Annotated in this window: 18 protein-coding genes and 7 pseudogenes; 10 read left to right on the forward strand and 15 right to left on the reverse strand. The window is 34.2% G+C overall.

The annotated features are described in order from the left end of the window. Positions 1–85 precede the first annotated feature (85 nt). The 3 genes and pseudogenes from BRLA_RS23235 (at position 86) to BRLA_RS12110 (ending at position 2,132) form a co-directional block, all read left to right on the forward strand. Positions 86–589 (forward strand): DUF932 domain-containing protein, encoded by a 504-nt coding sequence (locus BRLA_RS23235; RefSeq protein ID WP_274518956.1) that lies wholly within the window; start codon positions 86–88, stop codon positions 587–589. A gap of 99 nt (positions 590–688) precedes the next feature. Then, entirely contained in the window at positions 689–1,300 is a 612-nt protein-coding gene (gene radC / locus BRLA_RS12105; protein WP_003336394.1) for a RadC family protein, read from the forward strand. Between the two features lie 18 nt (positions 1,301–1,318). Continuing rightward, positions 1,319–2,132: pseudogene (locus tag BRLA_RS12110) on the forward strand (YqaJ viral recombinase family protein). 909 nt (positions 2,133–3,041) lie between these two features. On the opposite strand, the gene BRLA_RS12120 reads toward BRLA_RS12110, so the two are convergent. The 4 genes from BRLA_RS12120 to BRLA_RS12135 all read right to left on the reverse strand — a co-directional run bounded on the left by BRLA_RS12120 (position 3,042) and on the right by BRLA_RS12135 (position 5,569). Next, positions 3,042–3,443, reverse strand: coding sequence for a PDDEXK family nuclease (locus BRLA_RS12120; protein ID WP_003336391.1), 402 nt, complete (start codon positions 3,441–3,443; stop codon positions 3,042–3,044). 934 nt (positions 3,444–4,377) lie between these two features. Next, positions 4,378–4,923 carry a zincin-like metallopeptidase domain-containing protein gene (locus tag BRLA_RS24665; RefSeq protein ID WP_338012094.1) on the reverse strand — a complete coding sequence of 182 codons (546 nt, stop codon included), beginning with the start codon at positions 4,921–4,923 and terminating at the stop codon, positions 4,378–4,380. A gap of 76 nt (positions 4,924–4,999) precedes the next feature. Then, the gene (locus BRLA_RS24670) at positions 5,000–5,233 is read right to left on the reverse strand and encodes an ArdC-like ssDNA-binding domain-containing protein (protein WP_003336388.1); all 234 of its coding nucleotides are present in this window, start codon (positions 5,231–5,233) and stop codon (positions 5,000–5,002) included. Positions 5,234–5,248: 15 nt separating this feature from the next. Next, positions 5,249–5,569, reverse strand: coding sequence for a hypothetical protein (locus BRLA_RS12135; RefSeq protein ID WP_041752177.1), 321 nt, complete (start codon positions 5,567–5,569; stop codon positions 5,249–5,251). Positions 5,570–6,474: 905 nt separating this feature from the next. Here BRLA_RS12135 and BRLA_RS12140 point away from each other — a divergent pair. Continuing rightward, positions 6,475–6,921, forward strand: a complete 447-nt coding sequence (locus BRLA_RS12140) for an imm11 family protein (RefSeq protein ID WP_003336385.1) — start codon at positions 6,475–6,477, stop codon at positions 6,919–6,921. Here the strand turns inward: BRLA_RS12140 and BRLA_RS12145 are convergent. Further along, entirely contained in the window at positions 6,905–8,329 is a 1,425-nt protein-coding gene (locus BRLA_RS12145; RefSeq protein ID WP_003336384.1) for an IS1182 family transposase, read from the reverse strand. The two genes, BRLA_RS12140 and BRLA_RS12145, sit on opposite strands and share 17 nt — an antisense overlap. Between BRLA_RS12145 and BRLA_RS25135 the strand changes: the two genes are divergently transcribed. Next, a complete protein-coding gene (locus BRLA_RS25135; RefSeq protein WP_338012061.1) occupies positions 8,278–8,601 on the forward strand; it encodes an imm11 family protein in 324 nt (107 codons plus the stop codon). The two genes, BRLA_RS12145 and BRLA_RS25135, sit on opposite strands and share 52 nt — an antisense overlap. A 23-nt stretch (positions 8,602–8,624) precedes the next feature. Here the strand turns inward: BRLA_RS25135 and BRLA_RS23245 are convergent. From BRLA_RS23245 to BRLA_RS24675, 3 genes and pseudogenes are all read right to left on the reverse strand, one after another. After that, a pseudogene (locus tag BRLA_RS23245) lies at positions 8,625–8,983 on the reverse strand (YolD-like family protein). A 172-nt stretch (positions 8,984–9,155) separates the two neighbouring features. Next, complete coding sequence (locus BRLA_RS12160; RefSeq protein ID WP_003336380.1) at positions 9,156–9,968, reverse strand: pentapeptide repeat-containing protein; 813 nt, start codon at positions 9,966–9,968, stop codon at positions 9,156–9,158. Between the two features lie 1,362 nt (positions 9,969–11,330). Beyond that, positions 11,331–11,458, reverse strand: a pseudogene (locus BRLA_RS24675) (YolD-like family protein); the annotation flags it as partial. 178 nt (positions 11,459–11,636) lie between these two features. Between BRLA_RS24675 and BRLA_RS22815 the strand changes: the two are divergent. Both BRLA_RS22815 and BRLA_RS12170 read left to right on the forward strand, forming a co-directional pair. Further along, positions 11,637–12,434, forward strand: coding sequence for a hypothetical protein (locus BRLA_RS22815; RefSeq protein WP_003336378.1), 798 nt, complete (start codon positions 11,637–11,639; stop codon positions 12,432–12,434). A gap of 24 nt (positions 12,435–12,458) precedes the next feature. Then, positions 12,459–12,842 (forward strand): hypothetical protein, encoded by a 384-nt coding sequence (locus BRLA_RS12170; protein ID WP_003336377.1) that lies wholly within the window; start codon positions 12,459–12,461, stop codon positions 12,840–12,842. Between the two features lie 693 nt (positions 12,843–13,535). Here BRLA_RS12170 and BRLA_RS12180 read toward each other — a convergent pair. Next, entirely contained in the window at positions 13,536–15,215 is a 1,680-nt protein-coding gene (locus BRLA_RS12180; protein WP_238547473.1) for an RNA-directed DNA polymerase, read from the reverse strand. A gap of 34 nt (positions 15,216–15,249) precedes the next feature. Next, positions 15,250–15,336: pseudogene (locus tag BRLA_RS25295) on the reverse strand (DUF6979 family protein); the annotation flags it as partial. A gap of 401 nt (positions 15,337–15,737) precedes the next feature. On the opposite strand from BRLA_RS25295, the pseudogene BRLA_RS12185 reads away from it, so the two are divergent. Beyond that, a pseudogene (locus tag BRLA_RS12185) lies at positions 15,738–15,992 on the forward strand (transposase); the annotation flags it as partial. On the opposite strand, the pseudogene BRLA_RS24680 reads toward BRLA_RS12185, so the two are convergent. Beyond that, a pseudogene (locus BRLA_RS24680) lies at positions 15,978–16,855 on the reverse strand (IS3 family transposase); the annotation flags it as partial. The pseudogenes BRLA_RS12185 and BRLA_RS24680 sit on opposite strands and share 15 nt — an antisense overlap. A 182-nt stretch (positions 16,856–17,037) precedes the next feature. Between BRLA_RS24680 and BRLA_RS23735 the strand changes: the two are divergent. Then, a pseudogene (locus tag BRLA_RS23735) lies at positions 17,038–17,127 on the forward strand (DNA alkylation repair protein); the annotation flags it as partial. 238 nt (positions 17,128–17,365) lie between these two features. Continuing rightward, positions 17,366–17,932 carry a DUF4256 domain-containing protein gene (locus tag BRLA_RS12200; RefSeq protein ID WP_003336371.1) on the forward strand — a complete coding sequence of 189 codons (567 nt, stop codon included), beginning with the start codon at positions 17,366–17,368 and terminating at the stop codon, positions 17,930–17,932. Between the two features lie 495 nt (positions 17,933–18,427). Here the strand turns inward: BRLA_RS12200 and BRLA_RS12205 are convergent, their stop codons facing one another. The 4 genes from BRLA_RS12205 to BRLA_RS12220 form a co-directional block, all read right to left on the reverse strand. Continuing rightward, positions 18,428–18,673, reverse strand: a complete 246-nt coding sequence (locus BRLA_RS12205; protein ID WP_003336370.1) for a hypothetical protein — start codon at positions 18,671–18,673, stop codon at positions 18,428–18,430. 667 nt (positions 18,674–19,340) lie between these two features. Next, positions 19,341–19,604 (reverse strand): hypothetical protein, encoded by a 264-nt coding sequence (locus BRLA_RS12210; protein ID WP_003336367.1) that lies wholly within the window; start codon positions 19,602–19,604, stop codon positions 19,341–19,343. A 170-nt stretch (positions 19,605–19,774) separates the two neighbouring features. After that, entirely contained in the window at positions 19,775–20,446 is a 672-nt protein-coding gene (locus BRLA_RS12215) for a DUF1266 domain-containing protein (RefSeq protein ID WP_003336366.1), read from the reverse strand. A 16-nt stretch (positions 20,447–20,462) separates the two neighbouring features. Then, the gene (locus BRLA_RS12220; RefSeq protein ID WP_003336365.1) at positions 20,463–23,033 is read right to left on the reverse strand and encodes a J domain-containing protein; all 2,571 of its coding nucleotides are present in this window, start codon (positions 23,031–23,033) and stop codon (positions 20,463–20,465) included. Between the last annotated feature and the right edge of the window lie 94 nt (positions 23,034–23,127).

A 23,127-nucleotide genomic window follows, 5' to 3' on the forward strand; every position in this document is an offset into this window, starting at 1 on the left:
AGGAGGCTGGTTTAGATTTTGGACTATCGTTCAACGTTCCATTCAAACAAACAACCAGTTAGAGATTCCTGGCTACAAGGCAAACATTCATGGTTCCGACAATCGGGGGCTTGTAGTTTGCCAAAATACCTTGAACCTTGCCCTTAGTACTGCAAAGAGAATATGGGGAACCATTCATACTGGAGATATCAAGTCCAAACTGGAGAAAGCAAAGAGGACGTTACTTATGGCTGAATCTTATATGGACCATCTACGAGTCGAGTCAGACCGATTAAATCAAATTAAACTTCTAGATCGTAAGGTCATGGAATACATCGAGCTCCTTCTTCCCTTGCCTGACAACGCCTCCATAACTCAAGAAAAAAATAACCGGCTGTTGCGAGCAGATATGCAACATAGATATTTCGATTCTCCAGATCTTATTGATGTCGGTAAAAATGCATTTCGCTTTATCAATGCCGTTTCTGATTTTGCCACTCATGCAAAACCGCTGCGAGAAACAGCATCTTACAAAGAAAACCTGTTTCAAAAAATGGAAGGAAATCCACTCATTGATAAAGCTTATGAAATCATTGTAGCCTCGGCATAATCCCATTTACAGGATTGCCAAGGCATTTTTATTTCCTTTTTGTAAAAATCAATTAGATGTATTGGAGGGTTTCCAGATTGATTCTTACAGCAAACGGAATTGAAATCCTTACTGACAGATTCTTTACGTGAAAAGCCAGGCTGCTACATTATTGAAGAGATATTTACTATATTCCCAACAACAACAGAACTACTCCAGGCAACAGTAGAAGAACTAGTGAGCATCAAGGGAATTGGTACAGCCAAAGCCCGTCAAATTATATCTGCCCTAAGATTAGCTCACACGCTCTCTATTCCTTCTCACTGTTCATACACCATCCGCAAACCGGAAGATGTATACAAACCGTTATCATCTGAATTAAGTCATCTACAAAAAGAACATTTTGTTTGCATTTTGCTTAACACAAAAAATTACGTAGTTGGCAAAGAAACGATCTCCATTGGATCACTGAATGCCAGCATTGTACATCCAAGAGAGGGGTTTCGCCCAGCTATTAAGCGCGGCTGCGCCTCTGTTCACAACCACCCTAGCGGCAATCCCAATCCCAATCCCAATCCCAATAAAGAGGATATCGACATCACAAAAAGATTAGTCCAGGCAGGAAACATCATTGGAATTGATGTCCTCGATCATATTATCATTGGACACAGCCGTTACTTTAGTCTGAAAGAGCAAGGGCTGCTACTTCAGGATATGGAGGTAAACGTATGACTGCTACTCTTCAAGCAAATGCACTGGTTGAAACTGATTCGTTATCGGCGCGATGGCATCGGAGGTTCTGACTTGGCAGCCATTTGCAATTTGTCTAAATGGAAGCAGCCCATTCATGTATATCTCGAAAAAACAGGTGAATATCCGCCTGAAAAAACGAATGAAGCTGGCTGCCGAATGGGGAACCAGATTAGAACCTTTAATCGCTGAGAAGTTTGCGAATAATCATCCTGAATATGCCGTTCTTGAACAAAAAGTGATTTATGCTCATCCCCAACACAATTGGGCTTTAGGAAATCTTGACCACATGATCATCAGTCCGAATCGTGGGCCCGGTATTCTTGAAATCAAAACGGCAAGCGAATATTTGCGTAATGAATGGGATGACGGAAATATCCCTGACTATTATTACGTCCAGTTGCAATGGTACTTCTTTGTCACCGGGCTAGATTGGGGTTACTTTACTACTTTGATCGGAGGGAACAAGTATCGGGAATATGAAGTCATGCGTGATGAGGAAATGATTAACCAATTGCTTCGGCTTGCGAGTGATTGTTGGTATTATAATGTGCTTGCTCGTGAGTCTCCTCCTGTTGACGGTTCTGATGCTTCCACTACCCTATTAAGCCGTATGTATCCTAAAGCGACTAATAAGTTGAATATTCAGTTGAAGCAAACGGACATTTTTGAGAAGTATTTCGAGAAAAAACAGCAAATCAAACATCTTGAAGAAGTGGCTTCTGAAATAGAGAATCAGATGAAATCTCTGCTGGGGGAGCATGAAATCGGGGTAGCTGGATCATACAAAGTAAAATGGGAAAACAGATGGTGAACTAGTGTTGACAGTAAAAAATTGAAGGAAGAGTATCCTTCCATTTATCAGGCGTGTGTCAAAAATACTCAAAAAGCGGACTCTTCGTTCATTTCTCTTTTTACATTCTATTTCTATAGTACCATTTGGGGATAGTGTACCTTTTGAAACATGGCTGTCACTATAAAAACTGACACATTCATGCTTGCACTTCCCCCATTTATGTCTGATGGTAACAACATTTATCAAACCTCACTCTTATTAGATATGGAATGTAGTATGAAGATAGTCACTACTACAACTACTGATGGGAATGAAAGGAATGTGTAATATCAAGTTGAGGTAGCTATAATGAAATAGGTTGTAAGTGAATTTAATATAATGAAATCCCTTTGTTAAAAATACTTTTTCCCAGTTGTAAGTAATTATGATATTAATTTATTTTTTAAATAATTATAGAGATCATCGAACCTTATTATTAAGGCATAAATTAATGCTAATACTACAATTCCCATTGATGAAATAGAAATTCCAGAATACATATTTTCTAAAAAAGATACTGAGAAGTAGTAAAGTACGAATGATACTACAGTTTCTAAAAGTCTTAATTTTATGCCATTTGAAACCAACTTTGTATTGATCATAGAAGTGATAAAGCTGGATAAAAAAGATGGTATTATCAAGAGATACACAATTGTCGAAAAAGCAATCGCGGAAAAAAAGGATTCAATTCTAATTTCAAATATCAAAGACATGAAATATAAAAATAGAGTATGGATTAAGGTGCCAGCCATGACACCACATACGACTATTCCAAGAATGTAAAAGAAAACAGAAGCATTTAACCAAGGGTACCTCTTCATTTTCATCTCACCTTTCTTCATATAATTAATCATAACCTAGACCAATTTTGATCTAGGTTATGATTAATTATATGAACCAGAAAATGATATCAGTAATATCCTTTGCTACATCCTCTGGCACGTTAAATCTCTTTAACGCTTTTATCAAAGCCTTTTTGGTACCCGTTTCCAGCATTTCGCAAGCATCTGCGATTTCTCTTGAGTATTTCCGTATTAAATCTATAGTCTTCTCAAGTACCCATCCACCAGCTCTTACGATTTTACCGAAACCTTTAATGGCTTTAAGAGTAGCGCTTACAACTTTTTGCTCTTTGACGATACCTTTAGGAGTTCCCATAGGTATAATTTTTTTGTTCTTCAAGTCTAAATAAACATTTGCTTCAAGTAGGACGAGTCTAAAGTTTACTGGGTCATAAACTGTCTTACCAGAGTCATCAACATACCATCCTGTTTCATGGTCAAAATGCATATTATATTAGCTCGGATCGAAATATTTTGTATCTTTCACAACATTTGTATTAGCAGAAGAAGCTGTGACAACAGAAGTAAATGTCAAGGATAAGCACGTAACTGAAAGTAGAGACAATATCCCCTTTTTTAGCTTTAAATTCAAACCATATCACCATCCAAATTTTTTGGTTTATTGTTTTGGTTTGTTATTCTTGTTGATCAAAACTTTTCTGGCTTCATTCTTAAGTTAAATTCTCCGTTCTTCCCATTCTTGCTTCTTATTTTCTTGTAAGAGCTTTTTCTTTTCTGATCCCCACAAATTCATAAATAACACTCCAGGCTTAGATGCTTCATAAATAGTTGAAAAACGGCTGTTTCAAAAGGATTTTATGGTTTTTCGACAAATATTCATGAAGCATTTTTATCTAACTTCTACATTAAATCCCCTGAGAAATTCTGTAAATCGTAATCGTTTTGTGCTAAGATAAATGTGTGTTAATGTTTCACAATTGGACGTTCCTCACTGAGCGGGTGAGAACGTCCTTTTAATGTTCCATCATTCATCACCTCCTCCAAGGCTATCTTATAGTCTCTTTCTTGTTGAGATGTTGCTTGGTCTCTATATGCTTTAAAAAGTGCCACACATCTTATGAATTCCTTACTACTATAATGTAAACGTCAATAAAAAATAATAGATTGGTTTACTTTTCTTTATTAAAAACCTAATTAATATATAAAAGACCGCCGGCGGTTTCAATTCCGTTGTCTTCATATGGTTTAATTGTTTATGGATTTACCTCTATAATATTTTTACTGTTTATTACCATTTAATAGTTTTTTTCTTTGATTTTGGTATTGTTAATTCTATAGATTTTGGTTTTGAATCCTAACCTTACCTCATCGTCTGATATTAACCCAATGTATCAAGAAAAGACTTGATATACTCTTTTTCATTAGATATCATAATGGACGTCAAGAATCAGATCCACTCCTTTTTGTGCCTGTGTAGCAGCTTGAACAATTAATTTTGGATCTTGTTCAAGTTTTCTTAACCAGGAACTAATATAGGAGGCACTATTCTCAATCGTGCTATTATCAATTCCACATACTCCACAAAGCATGGCTGCACCTAATTCAGAAATTAATTCTTCCCTAGAATATGTTTCTGAACCAAAGATAATTTTTCCTATTACACCGCTACGATTCAGTCTTGTTCTGTGCCCTGTGCTGTGGAGTATTTCATGAAATAGCGTACAATAAAATTCTTCGACATTTTTAAAATTACACATCGATGGAATTCTAATCAAATCAAAGAGAGGACTATATGAAGATCTATTATAGCCAAACTTTATTGTAGGAGCATTTCTATATCCTTTTATAATGGCTTCCGCTTCTTCAATCGGGTTGTGATCGTATACTTTCTTATCTTTTCTTTTACTTAATAATCCCTCACACTCTGTATTAATTTCATAAACTTTATAGTATCGGATATACGGTATTTTTTTGTAGCTTCACTGTCAAGGTCGACACTACTTTCTTCATCGTCATTAACATCTAACCATGTCCAAAAAACAATCATATGTCCTTTTTCCTTTTCTTTTCTTTTATTTTACCTCCAGCATTTTTGATTTGTTTTTTTGTGGCATATTCCCCAGGCTTAAGTAGCATGGTATTTATTCCCCTATAAGGTTTTTGAGTAACCCAATTAACAGCCAATCCAATTGAGTTCCAAGGCTTTCTCCATGGGGCAACTCCTTCTTCTAATAATTTTATGATTTTATTTGTTATAATCCCATATACCTTACTCATCTAATAGTCTTTCTCTTATCGTTTAATTAGTTGGTTTATCTCTTTTTCTATTTGATTCATTCTTGCCTTGCATTTATTCATCTTTTTTAAACAACTTAGATACCTCTTCATTAGCTTAGCTGTTTCTCTTATGACTGGATTATTCATGTAAAGAAAACATCCACCTTCATTCAGTATCTCTCGCATTTTATTTTTTTCAAAATAAAACTCTTTCTTTAGATTTTGATATTTTTTACTACGTATTTGAACCATTTTATTTTGAATAAGTTCATACGTCGTACATTGAATACTGGTATTATTATTGTCAATGTGACAATGCGCTAATTGATTTTTCATGTAATGAACTCCTTTAGTTTTGAGAATTTTTTTGATATATATTGTTTTTTAGTATTTTTAATTCTTGAATTAGCTGATTAATAGCGTGGGAAGTTTACATGTAACCACCAATTAATTACTTGTAGTACCTCTAAGAACACCACATCCTCATATCTAGTATTAAGTTGCTGATCTATTTTGCTTCAACATTTCAGCTGACTAATCATTTACACTTCGAGTGCTCTTTTTTAATGTATAAACAACAAAAAAAGCTCTTTATGAACACATAAACCCATATTGGGTACATGTACTCACAAAGAGCTGATTTATTTTGGTTAACTTCTCAGTACTTACAAGTTTTTCAACTGGTAAGATGGCCAAAAAAACAAATAGAATTTGAATACATTATAGTATAGGGCCAACGACCTGTAAATATATTTGTTGATGTTAAAACAATATTCTACTCTTCATGGAGTGAATTTTACACCTTTCTGGTCATAAAGATATCCTTTAAAATTTCGTTAGAAGAAGATCTAGACAATAATCTTGAAAATGCTAGAATTACAACTTGGGACTTAAATTAACAAACATCCTAAGAATGTTAAAACACAAGCTCATCATAGCGTCCCAATAAAAGGTAACACAAAAAATAATCCGTATGTCGCATACCAAAAATCAGAGATATCCTTAAGAAAGCTGGAATTGACATTAATAGTGCTGAAAATGGCTTTCTAAGACTTATCCTAACAATAAGTCTGTGATTCATAAAGGATCTCATCCACAAAAGTATTACCAAGAGGTCTATAATAGACTTTCTGCAAATGAGCATGATTCCAAATGTTTCAAGGAAGAAGTAGTCAGAACTCTTGACGAGATCAGAGAAGCTCTATTAAACGGTACCTTTATATGGAAAGGGCGATTTACCTATGAAAATATGGAGGCTTTATCACGACCAAAACAAATATGCTCAAATTGCCCCGATATCTTCTTTTGACGAAGATGTAGCAAACCCTTTGCACGATGCTAGAAAAAGCTGGACTTCCAATTGGAAAACACCTGATGTAAAAGAAGTTCGCTTCAAAGGGACAAAATGGGTAGATGTAAACTCCTATTTAATCATGCCTCTTTGTAACACCAAAACAAAAAAAGCTTTGATTTGCTTAATTGAAAATAGTGTAGAATGGTTACCTGTTAATGTACAAAGAAAAAACAAAAAAATGGAAATCAATGAGCATTTTATACTTCATGTAACAAATATGGTAGATGCTCTTGATTATGAAAATTCTGCTGTTAGATATTCGCCTTACGACAATCAATCCATTATATGGATTGATACAGACTGTGGACAAACTCTTCTTATGCTACTGATATAAGGAGAGTTTGTTTTATTTTTTGTTGGTAAAAAGTCAGTAATTGAAGAAGCTTACGCTTCTCCTTTTCAGGATTCCAGAGCCAAGTAGCGAGCTTTTTTAAATTCATAGAAGCAAAAACAAGCATCACCTGCATGGTCACTTTTTTAATCCCTCGTAAAGTGGTCCATCTCAAGCCATGCTTTTCCTTTAAATCTGCAAATACTCGTTCAATCGTTTCTTTTCTTCTTGAATAGATTTCTTTATTTTTTGGCGTATGTCTAAGATGATCAGCTTCTTCTATGTATTCCGTCCATATATGACGACTGATTTTTTTCACTGAATCCTTGCTATTTGTACATTGGTTCCGAAAGGAACAATCTTTGCAGATTGATGGATTCGATCTGTACATTCGATACCCCTCACGGGTTGTTGTCTCATAAGCTAATATTTCATTTGCAGGACAAATATAGCAATCATAATATTCATCATAAGTATATTCGTATCTCTTAAAAAATCCATCCTTTGTACGTGGTCGCGTATACGGCATTACAGGACGTATACCAGACGTAATGAGGGTTTTAGCAATATAAGGAGTTTTATAGCCTGCATCTACTGCTACTGCATACGGTTTTCCTACTCGATGAATAGCTTGACTTAAAACATCTTGGAACATTTGGCTGTCGTGAACATTAGCAGCTGTTACTTTTGCACTTAAGATGAATCCGTTCTTATCGCTTGCGGCATGGAAAGAATATGCAAATAATCTTTCTTTTTCATCCTTAATAAACCAACCACTATCAGGATCGGTAGTGCTCAACTTCACTTCCTTTTTTATAGACTCAGACTTTTTTGGCAAGGGCTTCTTTCCGTGATCGATCCTATCCTGATTTAATTCGTCTGTTAAGTAAGATAGATATTTTTTAGGCTCTTGTTCAACTATAGTCTTTATGTATTTCTTCTTATTAGCATTAGCCTTTACATGAGTAGAATCAATAAACATAACAGAAGGATCAACAAATCGATGCTTAAGAGCTTGTCCAAGAATATGTGCGAAAATGGTTTCAAAGAGGTCTGTATCTTGAAAACGACGAGCATAATTTTTACCGAAGGTAGAGAAATGAGGAATTGGTTGAGTGAAGTCATAACCGATAAACCACCGATAAGCTACATTCGTTTCCAGTTCTTTGATTGTCTGACGCATAGATTTTATTCCAAATAAATATTGAATAAATACGATCTTGATTAAAACAACAGGGTCGACACTCGGTCTCCCATTATCTTGCGAGTATTTGTCTTTTACAAGGTCGTATATAAAAGTAAAATCAATTGCTTTCTCAATTTTACGAACTAAATGATTAGAAGGGACAAGCTCATCTAATGAAACAACGGACAGTTGGTAACGGGCTTCTGCATCTTGTCTTTTTAACAAGAAACTCACTCCTTTCCACTATATTCATACATTCAACAAAAAAGCGTGCAGACCTTCATACCTTTCGGTATTTTGTCTACACGCTGAATCAATCCATTATATGGATTGATAAGTTCTCATTCCTTGAAGAGAAGATTTCCGGGCAACACATTTTCAAGTTGCCTGAAATGCCCAAAAATCATGTGTTTGTTTCAGATAAATTTCGAAACCTCGTGATAGATAATGGGATAATTGGATGGGAATTCATTGAAGAATGGGATTCTGAAAAATAGTTAGTCTATAGCAGCAGAGATCCTTAGCATGATATAAGGGTCTCTGCACTAGTTTTATTTTTAAGTAATTCCAAATTAAAATTTACTCCCTCATTATCATTTTTTAACTTGATTTGTTTATACGTTGAATCAAACTTCTCCACCCATCCCCAAGCAGATTCAATTACTCCTCTACCCTCTTTTGTTTCTTTCCACCAGCTAATTGTAAGGGCATAGTCATATTGACGTAAGTCAGATATTCTATAACAAAACTCGACTGCCCATCCTCTTCAATGATTGGCTTCTCGATTAGTTCCTTATCCTCATGAAATTGTTGTAGCATCTCGACATGCTCTGGCAAGATGAATTTCGTTACAAGTGGATCAAGAATTTTGCTAGATATCAAAACATCTCCTTAAACACAATTATATATTCCTATTTTATTAAATCATACGAAATGAAAACCGTACAATTAGAATGAAATGAAAAACTGGATTCCATTTCACAAGGAATTTCGGCCTCTCCATGTCAGCGTCTTATTAAAGCTCCTTCAGTTGAAAAACATCTTACTTTCGTTATCTTAGCCAATGATCAGGGGTATCTATATAATTAGGTAGTTTAGTATATTGATTCCCTTTAGCTGAATTAACTTGAGATTGTGTCAAGAATATGCAATCGGTCAGATTCGCATTTCTTAGATCTGCATCCCTTAAGTCTGCACCAATAAAATCCACTTTTCTTAAATCAGAATTACTTAAGTTAGCTGCAATTAAAAGTGCTCCTCTTAAATTTGCACCTTTTAGATCAGCACCTTTTAAATTGGCTCCTAAATAGTCTAGGCCTTTATTAAACTTTCTTTTTTTATTTGCTTGCTCAAAGTCTTTCCGAACTAAATCACTTGTCCTGACTAATAAATCGTTAACAGTATGTCGATGAGAAGGTATGTCTATGCTTAAAATTTCTTCAGGAGTCCTGTTTGTCATTTGTACAGTTTCATCATAAACCTTTTTTAATTCTGTTTGAAATGGCTTCGTTTCTGTTAGCCCTAAAGCTTGACTGAGATAACAGAGCATTTCATGTAACTGTTGAACAATAGGGAATACTATAAACATCTCACTTGATTTTTGAATGTTATTTCGCCAATCATTCCCTTTGTATATTCTCTGCGAAACATGTTGTCCAGCTCCAAAACATTCATAGGAGACACATCCACGAAAGCCCTTATCTCTTAATTGGTTATGTATACAGCAGCGATTATCAGTACATAAATTCCGGCAAGGCTCCCCACCGTCTTTATTGAATGCAAAGTCGGCTGATTTTGCATAAGGTAAAGCGACACAACACAAGCCAAAACAATTTTCGCAATCAGACATTAAGTAATCATCCATTTAAAGAACACTTCCTCTTTATCTTAGTACCCTTCATTTAATACCATTCAATTATAGACGTTTTGATTTGTGATGGTTATCTGAAAATTTATTTCCGTTAAATTCCTATTGTTAATTCAAAGTAATACGTAGCCTGAGTAAGCCCTAAACTTTTGTTAAACTAATCTCCCGTTAGTGGCACAACGACAAACGAGAATAACAAGCCCCCTTCAACGATTGGTATTATCCCCTTTAGGTAGACAGTAAGAAGAAAGCCCTTTACTGTTTATGGGGGACTGCCCCCCGTTTGTAGAGTGTAGTGTAACAATATAACAGGCACATATACAAAAATAATACTTTTTTTAAAATATTCACATATTCATTTTAAAATATTTCGCTATTTTTCGAGCTACATTTAATGTTCATCTTTACTATTTTAGTATCCATGTTCCTTCACTCTATATAATCTATGTAGTTGTAAAATGCACTGCCTAGGCTTCTACACTAATCACATCTTCTACAGGAATCCACCAATAATCCTCATCATTTTTTCCGCAATTGTCTTAACCGATGAATGAAGTGTACCAAATATGTCTATTATTATATGAATACAGCATGAATAAAATTTACTAATTATTCAAATTTCATTAGTGCCTTAGCCTATACTCTAGCATTATCTTCAGTTACTCCAGTATTTGCTTAGTCACAAAGTAATGATTCTGGTACATTGGTTACCCCGATATTTCCTGAGTCATAAAGTAATAACTTTAATTCAAAGATTTATGCAAAAGCATCTTGGGATTGCTCTTTCAAGCACAGTTATATAATCGAAAAAAACATATTTCAGGTCTAATAGGTCTTTCAGTTGAGGCCTTAACTTCCTGGGTAGAGTCCAAATTTAAGATAAATAGTAAATATTCTGCTCCAGTTGCTACGACAATTTCGGCTTATTTAACAGAATCAGTTGTGGGTGATATTGAAGTATCCGGAACTACTTTATAAACTAACAATTAAGACCCCTCGTTATAAATAATAACGAGGGGTCTTTGGTAATCATTTTTTAAAATACTGGTAGACTATATTCACCAACAAATAGCCCAATAAAAGATAGATAGTTTGTTCGTTAAAAATATTTATGATATTAAATTGTCCATAGTTCTTATATTGCTAAAACAATCCAACGATGATTAATATTACTGTAAATATTAATATGTTTTGCACCAATTGTTTGCGTTTTGTTTTATTCATTTATATAGCACCTCTTATAACCATTATAATCTTTATTTACAAATTTTTATTTAAATATTTTATCAAATTCTAGAGGTATTTATTTGACCTTCATCCCCAAGCGGATTCTATCACGCCTCTACCCTCTTTTGTTTATTTCCACCAACTAATGGTTAAAGAATAGTCATACTGACGTGAGTCAGATATCCTGTAGCAAAACTCGGCCAGCTCATAATGATCGGCTTCTCGATCAGTTTCTTATCTTCGTGATACTGACGTAACATCTCTGCGTATTACGGTAAAAGTGAATCCAAGGACTTAGTAATCTATCATCTTTTTATATATACATTTTTTTACTAAAGGATATATTTTTTTGTTTAATGCTAAATATTCCCACATAATCTTCCGATATATCATTTGGGTATATTTGTATATCCACTATTATTTATTAGGAGGATGACCATGGTATCAGTTTCTAGTGCTTCAAATTCTTACAGGCAAAATATGAACAGTTCAAGAGAAGTAATGGCTTTGAGAAATCAACAAGAGCAACGTAACAATGATCACCTGCAGGGTAATATTCAAAACGATAGGATACAAATATCTAAAGAAGGTAAACAATTATATCTAGCTAGCGCTTCAGCTAGTTCTAATTCATGGTGGGATGATTTAAAAGATACAGCCTCTGATTGGATTGATTCTAGTAAGAGATGGCTAGTTGATGCTGGTAATTTTTTATTAGACGCTGCCAAAGCAGGACTGGACTTCTTAATTTTAGATGATGTAAAAACAATTTTTGATCCAAAAGCTAGTGATGCAGAGAAAGGATTCGCAATTCTCTCTCTATTCCCTGCAGGTAAGGGAGCAAAGGTCGGTAAAAAAACGTATGACCTACTGAAAAAATACGGTGATGATGTAATCGATCTTGCAAATGATGTCCTCAAAGGACGACAGAAGATTGGTAAATATTTTGTGAAATCTAGGATCGATGAAGATAAAGTTATCTTAAAAGAGACTGAAAAAGCTATGAAAAGCCCTATTATTCAAAGGGAAGCTAATAACTTGGTCGAAAAATACCTAAGAGGCCTAAACCCAAATAAAGGTTCAAGACCTTTATTTGGAAATGTACATGAACTTAGAGGAGAGGAAGGAGCAAGAGTATATTATAGAATGAAAGGGGATACTTTTGAGATTTTAGGGAAATCAGATAAACATAATCAGCAAACAGTAATTGATCGATTGAGAAAGCTTTATAATTAAATATTTGTAAAAGGGGTTCTATAGATGAAGATGAATCAATTAAAGAAACATCAGAAAAAAAACATTTGGATTAGATCAGAAATTGGTGAAGGAGAGTTTGATCCTTACGACGAAAATACAGATGTCATCGTAACCTTCCCGAATCGAACAAGATATGTTGCCTCATTCTTTACTTATAAAAACATTGAAAGTATAAGACAACATAATAAAGAATGCGGTGAAAATATGAGTGGACTATATTTCTGGTCAAGCGATATGGTGATAGTCGACAATATCAAAGCCGAGACGATTACATCCATTATCGATCAGTTAATCACAGAGGATAAATTCGAAAGTTTATTTACTAAAATTGAAGATGTATCCCCTGAATCTGACCATTTGTATGATGAAGGATTTTTTGATTTTTAAATTGATATTATGAAATGCACCCCTTTAAGTAACAGTGGAAAATCCCCAATCGTTAATAAGAAATACAACATCGGACCTTTCAATTCTAGAAAAGACTTCATTAGCTACAGTCATATTGAAAGCTTTGAAGTTCAAGAATACAGTAGATAATAAGATACCCCCTCCTACACTCGGAGGGGGTTCTCATGTTTTTTAAGGTGATTATTAAGTTGTTTTAATAAAATTATCCCTCTAGGAAGCCCCTAGAGGGATTCCGTGCTTATAAATAATTAAAGGTTCATCTCACCAACGTTGAAACGTATGCCTTCGGATCGGGATATAAACTACAAAATATATCAGTCCTCAAAAATGCATAACTCGATTTTAGAAGACAAAAAAGAGGACAAAAAAAGTTTCGTCCCCAATCCGTCCCCAAGTTAGTATTTTAGAGCCTGTACCAGTAAATTAAACAGCCCTGTAACATCAAAAAAAGCCTTGATAATCAAGGCTTTTAATGTTTCTATTATGGTGATCCGGACTGGGTTCAAACAAGCGACCCCCACTCTGTCAAGATGGTACTCTCCCAGCTGAGCTTGAAAATCGTTGATATATCAAGGTTCATTTAGTGTTGACCACTTTCTTGTTGTTGTTTCATTCACAATTATATGGTGGTTTATATCTGATGTCAACTTCATTTAAACATACCTATCTATCCTATTGATTTTTCAAGAAACAAACTTTCTTTTCAATTAAATAATTATAGAAATCCCTTATTTCCTGATTCTGTGTATTATCATGTTGAAACATCAAATTGATAGGGCTCTCTACCTTTCTAAATTTATCTTGATTAAAAAACAAGGACTTTTCCTTGCCTTCACCATACGTTCGATACATATATTCCTTATACTTTTTTCTTATATCAGAGTCTTTTTTTTCATTAATTCTCAACAATACATGGTACTTGAAGAACCAAAACTCTTCAATCCATGATAATGAGTTACTAAGTTTTTGTTCAATAGTATTGAATAATGTATCGTCAAATCCATCTTCCTGATTAACATAAAACTCAAAGGACAATACCGAACTTAAATCATCCATTATTTCTATAATATTCAAAAGTTGATTCCTATTGCACAATCCATCAATTTCGAGGTGGTAAAAAATACTAAGCAATGAAAAAAGTTCTTGATGATAATTAAACTCAATATATCTATTTATATTTTTTTCAATTTGTAATTTAATACTATCTATTGAAGGTATTATCGTCTCTTCAATAAAAACTTCACTCAAAGTATCAACAAATTCGAGATAGTAAACTGATAAATCTGGTTTCATTAGAACCAAATTAAAAATTTTTTGTTGTAAAGGTTTAGACAATAAATCACTTTCTGATATTTTTCCTTCTTCAACACTGGATTTTAAAGCTTTAAACATTAATTTTAATGAACCTTTAAATCCTTCTCTTTCTTTATAAATACTAGTGTCAATAAAGTTATAAATTCGCTTTTTCTGATGATGATTTGTGCTGTTAAAGTAGTCGAAAAAGAACCATGAGTTGTTATCACCTCTAAATGGAAATGTATCAATTAGATTTTTCTCTACTTTAATATTTAAATTAATATCATTTAATTCCTTCGTTAAATCTTTATAGAACTCTCCTTTTTCTTTTTCATCATTGTAAGAGAGTTCATAATCATCGACATATCTTACATAAGAATGTTTTTCCAACTTTTCATCTAGCTTACATAAATATACTTCCGCAATTAGACGAGATGCGAAAGTTCCAGTAGGAATTCCATGCGTTTCTCCTCTTTGACACCTTTGAATAAGACTATCTAATTGGTTATAGTACTTTCCTTGATTGGTTCTCGTTCGTTTAGCTTCTACTTTTCCGACAAGTAACCATGGAATTGAATGAGTATAAATGCTTGGATAAAAATTTTGAATATCTGTTTTAAAAATATGCTTTTTACCAAATCTATTATTTTCTCTCTTGTTCTTTCCAATATAAAAAGGATTATTATAAAATTCATTTGATAATGATTTATCACTAGAATGAAGTATTTCTTTATAAGTTTTCCGATTATCTGATAGATGCTTACACAGACATATATATGAATACATGTTTGGCAACTTATATTTTCTTCTCTCATCCTCATTCTTGTAAACAGATAATTCTACAGGTATCGTATCTACTGTAGAAAAAAATTTATAGCTTTCCTTCAAGTCTTCATAACATGCTACTAATTGCTCAGTAGTAAAAACGTTTTTATATAACAGATTTGATAACAAATAATCTTCATTTACTTGTCTGTGTGCATATTTAAAATCAAAATAACCATATTCAATTAAATAACCCATACTAAAATAACTATTATATGTAAAAAAATCCATGATGTTCAATTTAAATTACCTCTCAATCAATCAATTAATAATTTTTAGCAGCGTATTTATCTTGTTTGACACTATTTATCAAGTCAGCTTCACACAAACCAAGAAAAGCATTCTTTGGACAACCTAATCTTTGTGCTCAAGTTCCCTTCATCAAAAACTTCTGATAGCAACTGTATTCCATGCAGGAAGTATATCTAACTTCTGAATATCATGGATTAATTGAACAGTCTTGATAGTAACATCTCGTATTTGTTAATAATCAAACACCTTCTCATAGAATAGATTTATACTCTTATTATCAATGTTTCGAAAATGATCTTTTAAACAACCATATAATCTAGTTATATTTACCTATGTATACAAACATTTCTACTTTTCTTCAATTTTACTTTCACAAATATGAAGTATCATTCGATGGAGAGTCGATTCCTCTTCTAATGGCTTTCTTGGTATAAGTATGGATTTGAGTCAATATCTTGGACACAATTAAGTTAAGTACTAGGATACTTTTCTTTGAAAGATACAAGCAAGGATTTCACGCAATATGTTAAGCAACTTCACATTGTTCACTCATGTAACAGAAAGGGCTGTCCCTATGACAATGCCTGTATCGAATCGTTCCATGCCATTCTGAAGAAAGAAGAAGTAAACCATGTGACTTACATTGATTATAAATCCGCAAAGCTTGCGCTTTTTACATATATAGAAGGTTGGTATAACCGAACCCGAATACATGGTAGTCTAGGATACAAAACACCTCAAGAAGTGGGCACCTAAATCAGTATGAAGTACCAAATCCCTTGCGGGTTTTTGAGTATCATAGGCGTTTTTTAATGCATGCAAAACTACATCCACTGTCATATGACGTGAAAAAGAGTATCCTATGATTTTTTTAGAATGTAGATCAAGAACGGATGCCAAATAACACCAACCATCCTGAAGAGTATGAATATACGTAATATCTGCTACCCATTTCTCGTTACTAGATGTTGTTTTAAAATCTTACTGAAGTAGATTAGGTCTCTCCATAACCCTGTCTTTGCTTCCTTGTGGGCGGAATTTCTTACGCGTAATGGATCGAATATCGGCCTTAATCATTAATCGTTGCACTTTTTTCTGGCTAATAGAAAAGCCTTCTCTATTCAAAAGATAGTGAATCTTGAGAGCACCATAACGTCCCTTGCTATCCTGATAAATTTCAATCATTCTCTTTGTAATCAGTTGGTTCTCTTTATGACGTGGAGAGTGCTCTTTCTTTTGGAATTGATAGTATGTACTTCTAGAAAGATTGAGTACCTCATACATAGTCTGTACAGAGTACTTTTCTCTGTTTGCTGCAATAAATTGATTCAGTTCTGCAATTTCTACTTTTTCGCGAATATGGCCATAGCCTTTTTTAGAATTTCATTTTCCTGTTTCAATCGAAGCATTTCCTTCTGCATAGTAGCAATCTCTTTAGGTGCAATAGATTGTCCTGCTTCTCCGAGAAGAGTAAATTCTTTGATCCATTTGTAAATAGTGACTTCTGAAATACCATATTCGCTAGATAATTCCTTTACAGAGTAACCAGAGTGATAAAGATCTACCACTGTTCTTTTAAAATTTTCATTGTATCTCTCGTTCGTTTTTTTGTGTTCCATCCGGACTCATCTCCTCTTGTTTTCATTGTAAGGACTTAACTAAGAGGTGTCCATGAAACTATACTAACTCCACAAGTTTTCGATAACTTTTTACTGAAGTTGATATAAAAAGACGTATATTTATTATGGAATCTTCCTATTATCTTTTTAATACCAATAATTACCGATAATTATGTTGTTTTGAAAGCAGTTTCCTAAATGCTTACGAAAGAATTCAAAAAGAAGTCGATAAAGGAAAGCTTGGATTTAAACGCAAGTATGTAAGATGTTAAAATCAGCCTCGAATTGCGGACGATCTTCAATTATCCAGGGGCATTGATACAACAAGGATTTATCGCTATTTTTGTTGAATTTCTTAAATTAACGGTGCAGGATAGTTGAAGATCAATTACGGTGAACCCTATCATAAGTAGGTTATATTATTTAGTAGAAATTGAATTTTTTATTGAACTAACGGAGCAGTTTAGTCCTTAAACCATTATGAGTAAAAACAATAAGGGGGAAACTAATATGACAAAGAAAAATAAGGAGTTGTCACTAGAACAACGTGAGGAACTACTCGGGACTTTGAAAGCCCGTTTTGAGAAAAACATGAACCGCCATAAGGGTCTTGAATGGGCTAAAGTACAAGCTAAGCTTGAAGCTAATACTGAAAAACTGTGGTCGCTCAATGAAATGGAGGGAACTGGCGGTGAACCGGATGTTGTTGGCCATGATAAAAAGACGGGCGAATACATTTTTTATGATTGTTCAGCGGAAAGTCCTAAAGGTCGCAGAAGCGTTTGTTACGACCGTGAAGCACTGGAGTCAAGGAAAAAAAACAAACCAGAAAATAACGCTATTGATATGGTAACTACCATGGGCATTGAACTTTTAACGGAAGAACAATACCGGGAGCTGCAGAAACTTGAAAATTTCGATATGAAAACGTCGAGCTGGGTGCAAACACCTGCTAATATTAGAAAACTCGGTGGGGCGATCTTTTGTGATCGTCGCTACGACACTGTCTTTGTGTACCACAATGGAGCAGAATCCTACTATGCTGCAAGGGGCTTCCGTGGCTCGCTAAGGGTCTAAATTTTGTATAGACAGCTAAATTTGAATTTGAGAACGGATCACTTGGGGAAAGGCTTTAATTTCATTCTTCAACTATCGGGTGCTTTAGTGGAATAAGGAGGATCAAAATAATCAATCTTTTTTATAAAAAAACAGGTCTTGAAATTAAAGGAAAGCCAACGTTTTGATCAAACTTTATTCAAAACGTTGGCTTTTTATATGCAGTGAAATCAAGAGTTTAGAGTTATTTCCAATCAAACTTTATTATAAATCAACATCTATCTAAAATAAAGACAAAGCCAACCGTTAGAAAATATTTGGTTGGCTTTATTTTGATTAATAGTTAATAGTACGGTTTCCAGGTGTAGGATTTTATATCTACTATTAGGATATTTCTAATTTAGAACGTTGATAAATTAAAGGTTTAATCGAAAGATCTGTTCCGATCTTTACAAGATATTATTTGACCCTATTATCTCCTACCCCAAAAATATTGAAAAGAATACTGCACTGCTTTTAACTTTCAAGAGTTTCCTCCGAATAAAAGCCTTCTTCCAACAAGACCTTTTGAATTGCAATAGGAATATTATCAATCTCTACCTCATTGCAAGTGTTTTGACCCAATATTTGTAGTGATACTCGTTGATTACTAAACGTTTTATAATATAAAGATGTGTATTCATGTGCTTTTGTATCATTTATGAGTCTATAATATCTGCCTCTATATAAATGTTTCACTTTTTCCTCTTTGTATTTTTCCATTAGGACCTCCTAATAAAAAGTAAGACGTTTTTTATTAGAACTATTATTTGAACACATTATACCACAGTCAACTTAAAGTATTATATAGATCAATCGAAAGGAAGCTAAATTTTTTAAATAAAGAACGTCTGAACATTCCGTCAGGGTAAGCTGGAATCTGGCATACTAGAAACACGTATATAGAGGTGCCCGACATACTGCTAGACTTTTTTCTAAAGTATAAATACACTTCATTACCACCAATCAGACTGATAAATTCACATGGTGTCGAAGGGCCTATACACTTGATGTGCCTACTAGTGCCAATCATCTCAATCACACGTATTACGGTTTAATATAGGAAGGATCAAAGGGCCATCTTTTAGAGTTAGCCCTTTTCCTAATTCATTACCATAAATCAAGATTGTCATACTCTCTTAAAATGTTCATAATTACTCAATTAACTAAATAGGAGTCATAGACAGTACAAATCGTTTGATGAAAATATTCCTTTTACTCAACCGTTACTGAATCAATCCCTATGTATTGGGTTTCCGTATGCTCTACGGAAGCGATATTTAAGTAAACATAGCAACAACTATTGTAATGGATACCTTGGATATTGATTAGAAAGGCATAATTTTTCTTTCTAAAATTTAAAACAAAAAGTTAATCTTTCTCATTATTTTTAAGCTTGCTCGTCTTGGCTTGGATATCTCTTTTCGTTAAATTTATAAACAGTAATACCCAAAAATACAATCATAGCAGCAAAGAAGAAAATGATCCTAGAATCATCACTAAAATTTTCAAAAAATGCTGATTGAATTATTACAATATCGGACAAGCAAACAATTAAAAAAGTTTTTATGGCTTCCCAAACATTATGTTTTACTTTGTTCTTAAAAAAGAAAAGACCTGCAACTAAAACGATAGCTTCAAATATAAGAATCATAGTAGCCCTCCTAAATATATAGATAGGAATATTATGATCCAGAATAATTATTTATTCAAATTATATTATTCTGGCACTTGCATTATTCTTCTACTTATTGATAGACGATTAGGAGAGAATTATCCTACTAATTATGCTTAACCCCCGGTAAGCGTAGGAGATGATCTTAGCTAATTCAATGGTTGATTCCAATCTAAACGATTCCACACGCTGTTTGGATGTATGATCAAATTCCGTACAAAACGTGCCATTGTCACAGCACTCTCACTAGTTGTCTGTCCCCACCAGAATTGTCTTCCTATTAGAAAGCTTGTTCCAAACTCTTGCCAGCTTGAGTATTGTTGTTGAGCAATCCTGGCAACATGTTTTACGAGTTCTAGGACCTCATCATCTGAAAGGTAGCCAACAAAAGCTCCTATCCGACATAAGTGAGCATATCTACCCCAATCCCACGCAGCAATTCCTGCTAACGGAAGTCTGTCCATATATGCCCTTACAATGTAATATTCTCTATATGTCTCACTTGTCTTAGGGATCGACTCAATATAATGTAATTGATCACTCTCAGATAACGTGGAGAGAAAAAACTTCATTTCATCAAATGAGTGCCGATGTCCTTCATTTAATAACCATTGGAGCGATTGAAGTAAATCTTCCTTGTTCTCAATTCCCCAATCTCGCGCCAAGGAATGTTTATGTATTCGTATATTTTCCTTACTCTTGTTCAGCTTATAATTATCTTTGAGTTTAAGACCATTCATTTCATTCATCACAGCCGCTAGCCCATAGCACCATAATGTAATCTTACTCGCGGGATTTGTTAGAGTAGTATTCGTTGTCATGATTTGGTTCATCCCTTCACTCATTGTCGTCTTGTATGTAGTGGAAATCTTCTATTTCGTCTACATCTTGATGCTCTAGATAGATGTTTTCAGGTATTTTTACAGACTTCAATTTAATTTTGAACAGACCCCAAAGAACCCTCTTACCATTAACATGATGTTGAATTTGCTCATACCACAATTGATAATCCTTATCTTCTGGATCGTCCAGACATGCTTGCTCAGCATAAACTAGGGCCTTTTCCATATTCTTTGTTTGATAATATGCCAAGCTTAAGTAAATGTTAATGTAGTTCCGATGACCTGATTTGTAGGCTTGTTCCAAATGAGTAAGACTTTCCTTACATAATCCCTCGTGAAAATAAGCAACGCCTGAATAAAACTGAACTAATGGTACAAAATTGCCTTTCTTACTATGCAGTTTGATATATTTTTCCGTCAAAATCAGTGCATTCCTCCAAGATTTGGCGTTCAATAGAAATCGGATACCTTCAAGCAGTACCCATTGCATATCTGATTCTTCACATTTTATTAATCGAACTAGTAATTTATCAATTCTCTTAAATTCGCTTTTGTTCCATTCCTTTAATAAAACATATAGCGCTCTTTGAGAAGGGTAATAATCATCTGGAAATAGTTCTGACCCTTTACAGTAGACTTCCTTGGCAGCGTTATAATCTCCTATTGCTCGATAAATATCACCTTCTATTACATATCCGTTAGAATCTTCAGGGTGATGCTCTTTACATTTTTGAATAGCTTCTAAAGCAGACTCAAAATCATTATTCTTATAGTGAGCTGTCGCTAGATAATAGTAGGTATACTTGTCATGTCCCCATGCTAGTGCCCTAGACAGACACTCTGATGCTTCTTCATACTGTTGAAGTTGAAAATGACACATGCCTTTTCGATACCAAGCATCTTCCGATTGATATTCATGTTCTAACATGACGGCATGGTCTTGTATTGCTTCTCTATAATTTTTTAATCTATAATGGCAAATCCCTCTGTATACATAAGGTTTCCAATTCAAAGGATTAACTTCAATAGCCCGATCGGCAAAATATATTCCTATAGCCCAATCCTTAATCATTTGATGAGCATTAGATAAAAGACTTAGAACTCGAGTATCATCCGGTTTGATTTTTAGTGCCTCAGACAACTTGCTGATCGCGCCTTTACCATTTTTCAATTTTAAATGAGCGATCCCGTGTTCAACGAGAATATCAAAGCCATTAAGACCTTCTCCTTGAGCAAGATCGAATGCTTTATTAAATATCTTCAAGCATTCCTTCAGTTGGCCTTGTTTGGACAAAGCTTTCCCCCACAGCAAAAACATATCAGAATGAAGCGTGCTAAGCGATTGGATCTCTCTGATCGTCTGACAGCATTCTTGATACAATTCTAAGTCATAATAAAGTTGTGCCAATGTGAGCTTTAATTCGATATTGCTCGGGGAACATGCTACTTCATTTAGGGTGTTTTCCAAGAGTAGCTTGTTTACTTTATACAACCAAATTCTTGAGTCTAAATCGTACGGATGTTTCTCAATTGTAATCTCAAACAGTATTTTCGCCTCAAATAATCTATTATACGATAAATAACAACGGGCTAACCCGTTCATTGCTTGTAGGTGATCAGGCATTTGCTCCAATATATATTGGTAATCCGAGAACGCTTGATTCATGTCACCAGTCTCAAAAGTCAGTTTGGCACGATTAATAAATCCGTCTATGTCAGCGGGGTAAATATCAATAAGCTTGTTAAAAGTGTCGATTGCTTGTTCATTTTCGCCGACGCGAACAAAATATGTCCCTAGCAATCTCAATAAATCAGGGTCATTTGTGTATAACTTCTGTGCAGCTAACAAACACTCGTAGGAATAATCTAAATTATTGCTAGTTAGTGCAACATGAGCGTCGTCTCGGTACTCGATAAAGTTATCCATATCGGCGTCTTTCGGAAAAAATTCATAGCGTAATCCCCAAGTTTTGGTCACTTTCTCCAATAAGTGATCGATGAAATTTTCTGGATAGGATTCATATAATTGTATTTCTTGTTCCTTCCACATGAAAACCTCGTTGAACAACACCCATACCGGCTGAGGTAAAAAATAATTGTCTTGTAAGAAAGTCAGCACACGCCCGCTTAGTAATTTTTTTAAGCTAGGCTGCCAGTCTTGTTTAGTATTCAGTAAATCTTTCCACAGAGATATATTAATTCGATTGGATGGACTATTATATAAAGCTTCCATTTGCTTCATAAAAAGGTTGCTAGCAGCATCAACACTAAGATTTCTCATTTCAGTAGATAGATAAGAGAAAGCGGATTCATGAATGGGTGTGGCATTCTTTATTGTTACGAGTTCTGATTCACAATCCTTTACTGTCTGATTAGCTAGGAAAGGTTGCTTTTCTTCTCTATAATAATTTACTTTATGTAGTGCTTGTTCATATGCTTTTCGTAAGTTTTGAAATCCTTCTTGATTGCGTTCAGGATGATAAGATTTTAATTTATTAGCGTAGGCCTGTTTAATTACTTTTCTTTCAAGTGTAGGTGAGATTCCTAATAGTTCCCATATGTTCATGTAACGATCTCCTTGGAATTTAGATATTAAATAGGTAAAACGATCAGTAATGAGTACCTTATATAAATCGGAATATTATCTGATCGATTACATT

This window comes from Brevibacillus laterosporus LMG 15441 (genome assembly GCF_000219535.2).
Taxonomy (GTDB): Bacteria; Bacillota; Bacilli; order Brevibacillales; family Brevibacillaceae; genus Brevibacillus_B; species Brevibacillus_B halotolerans.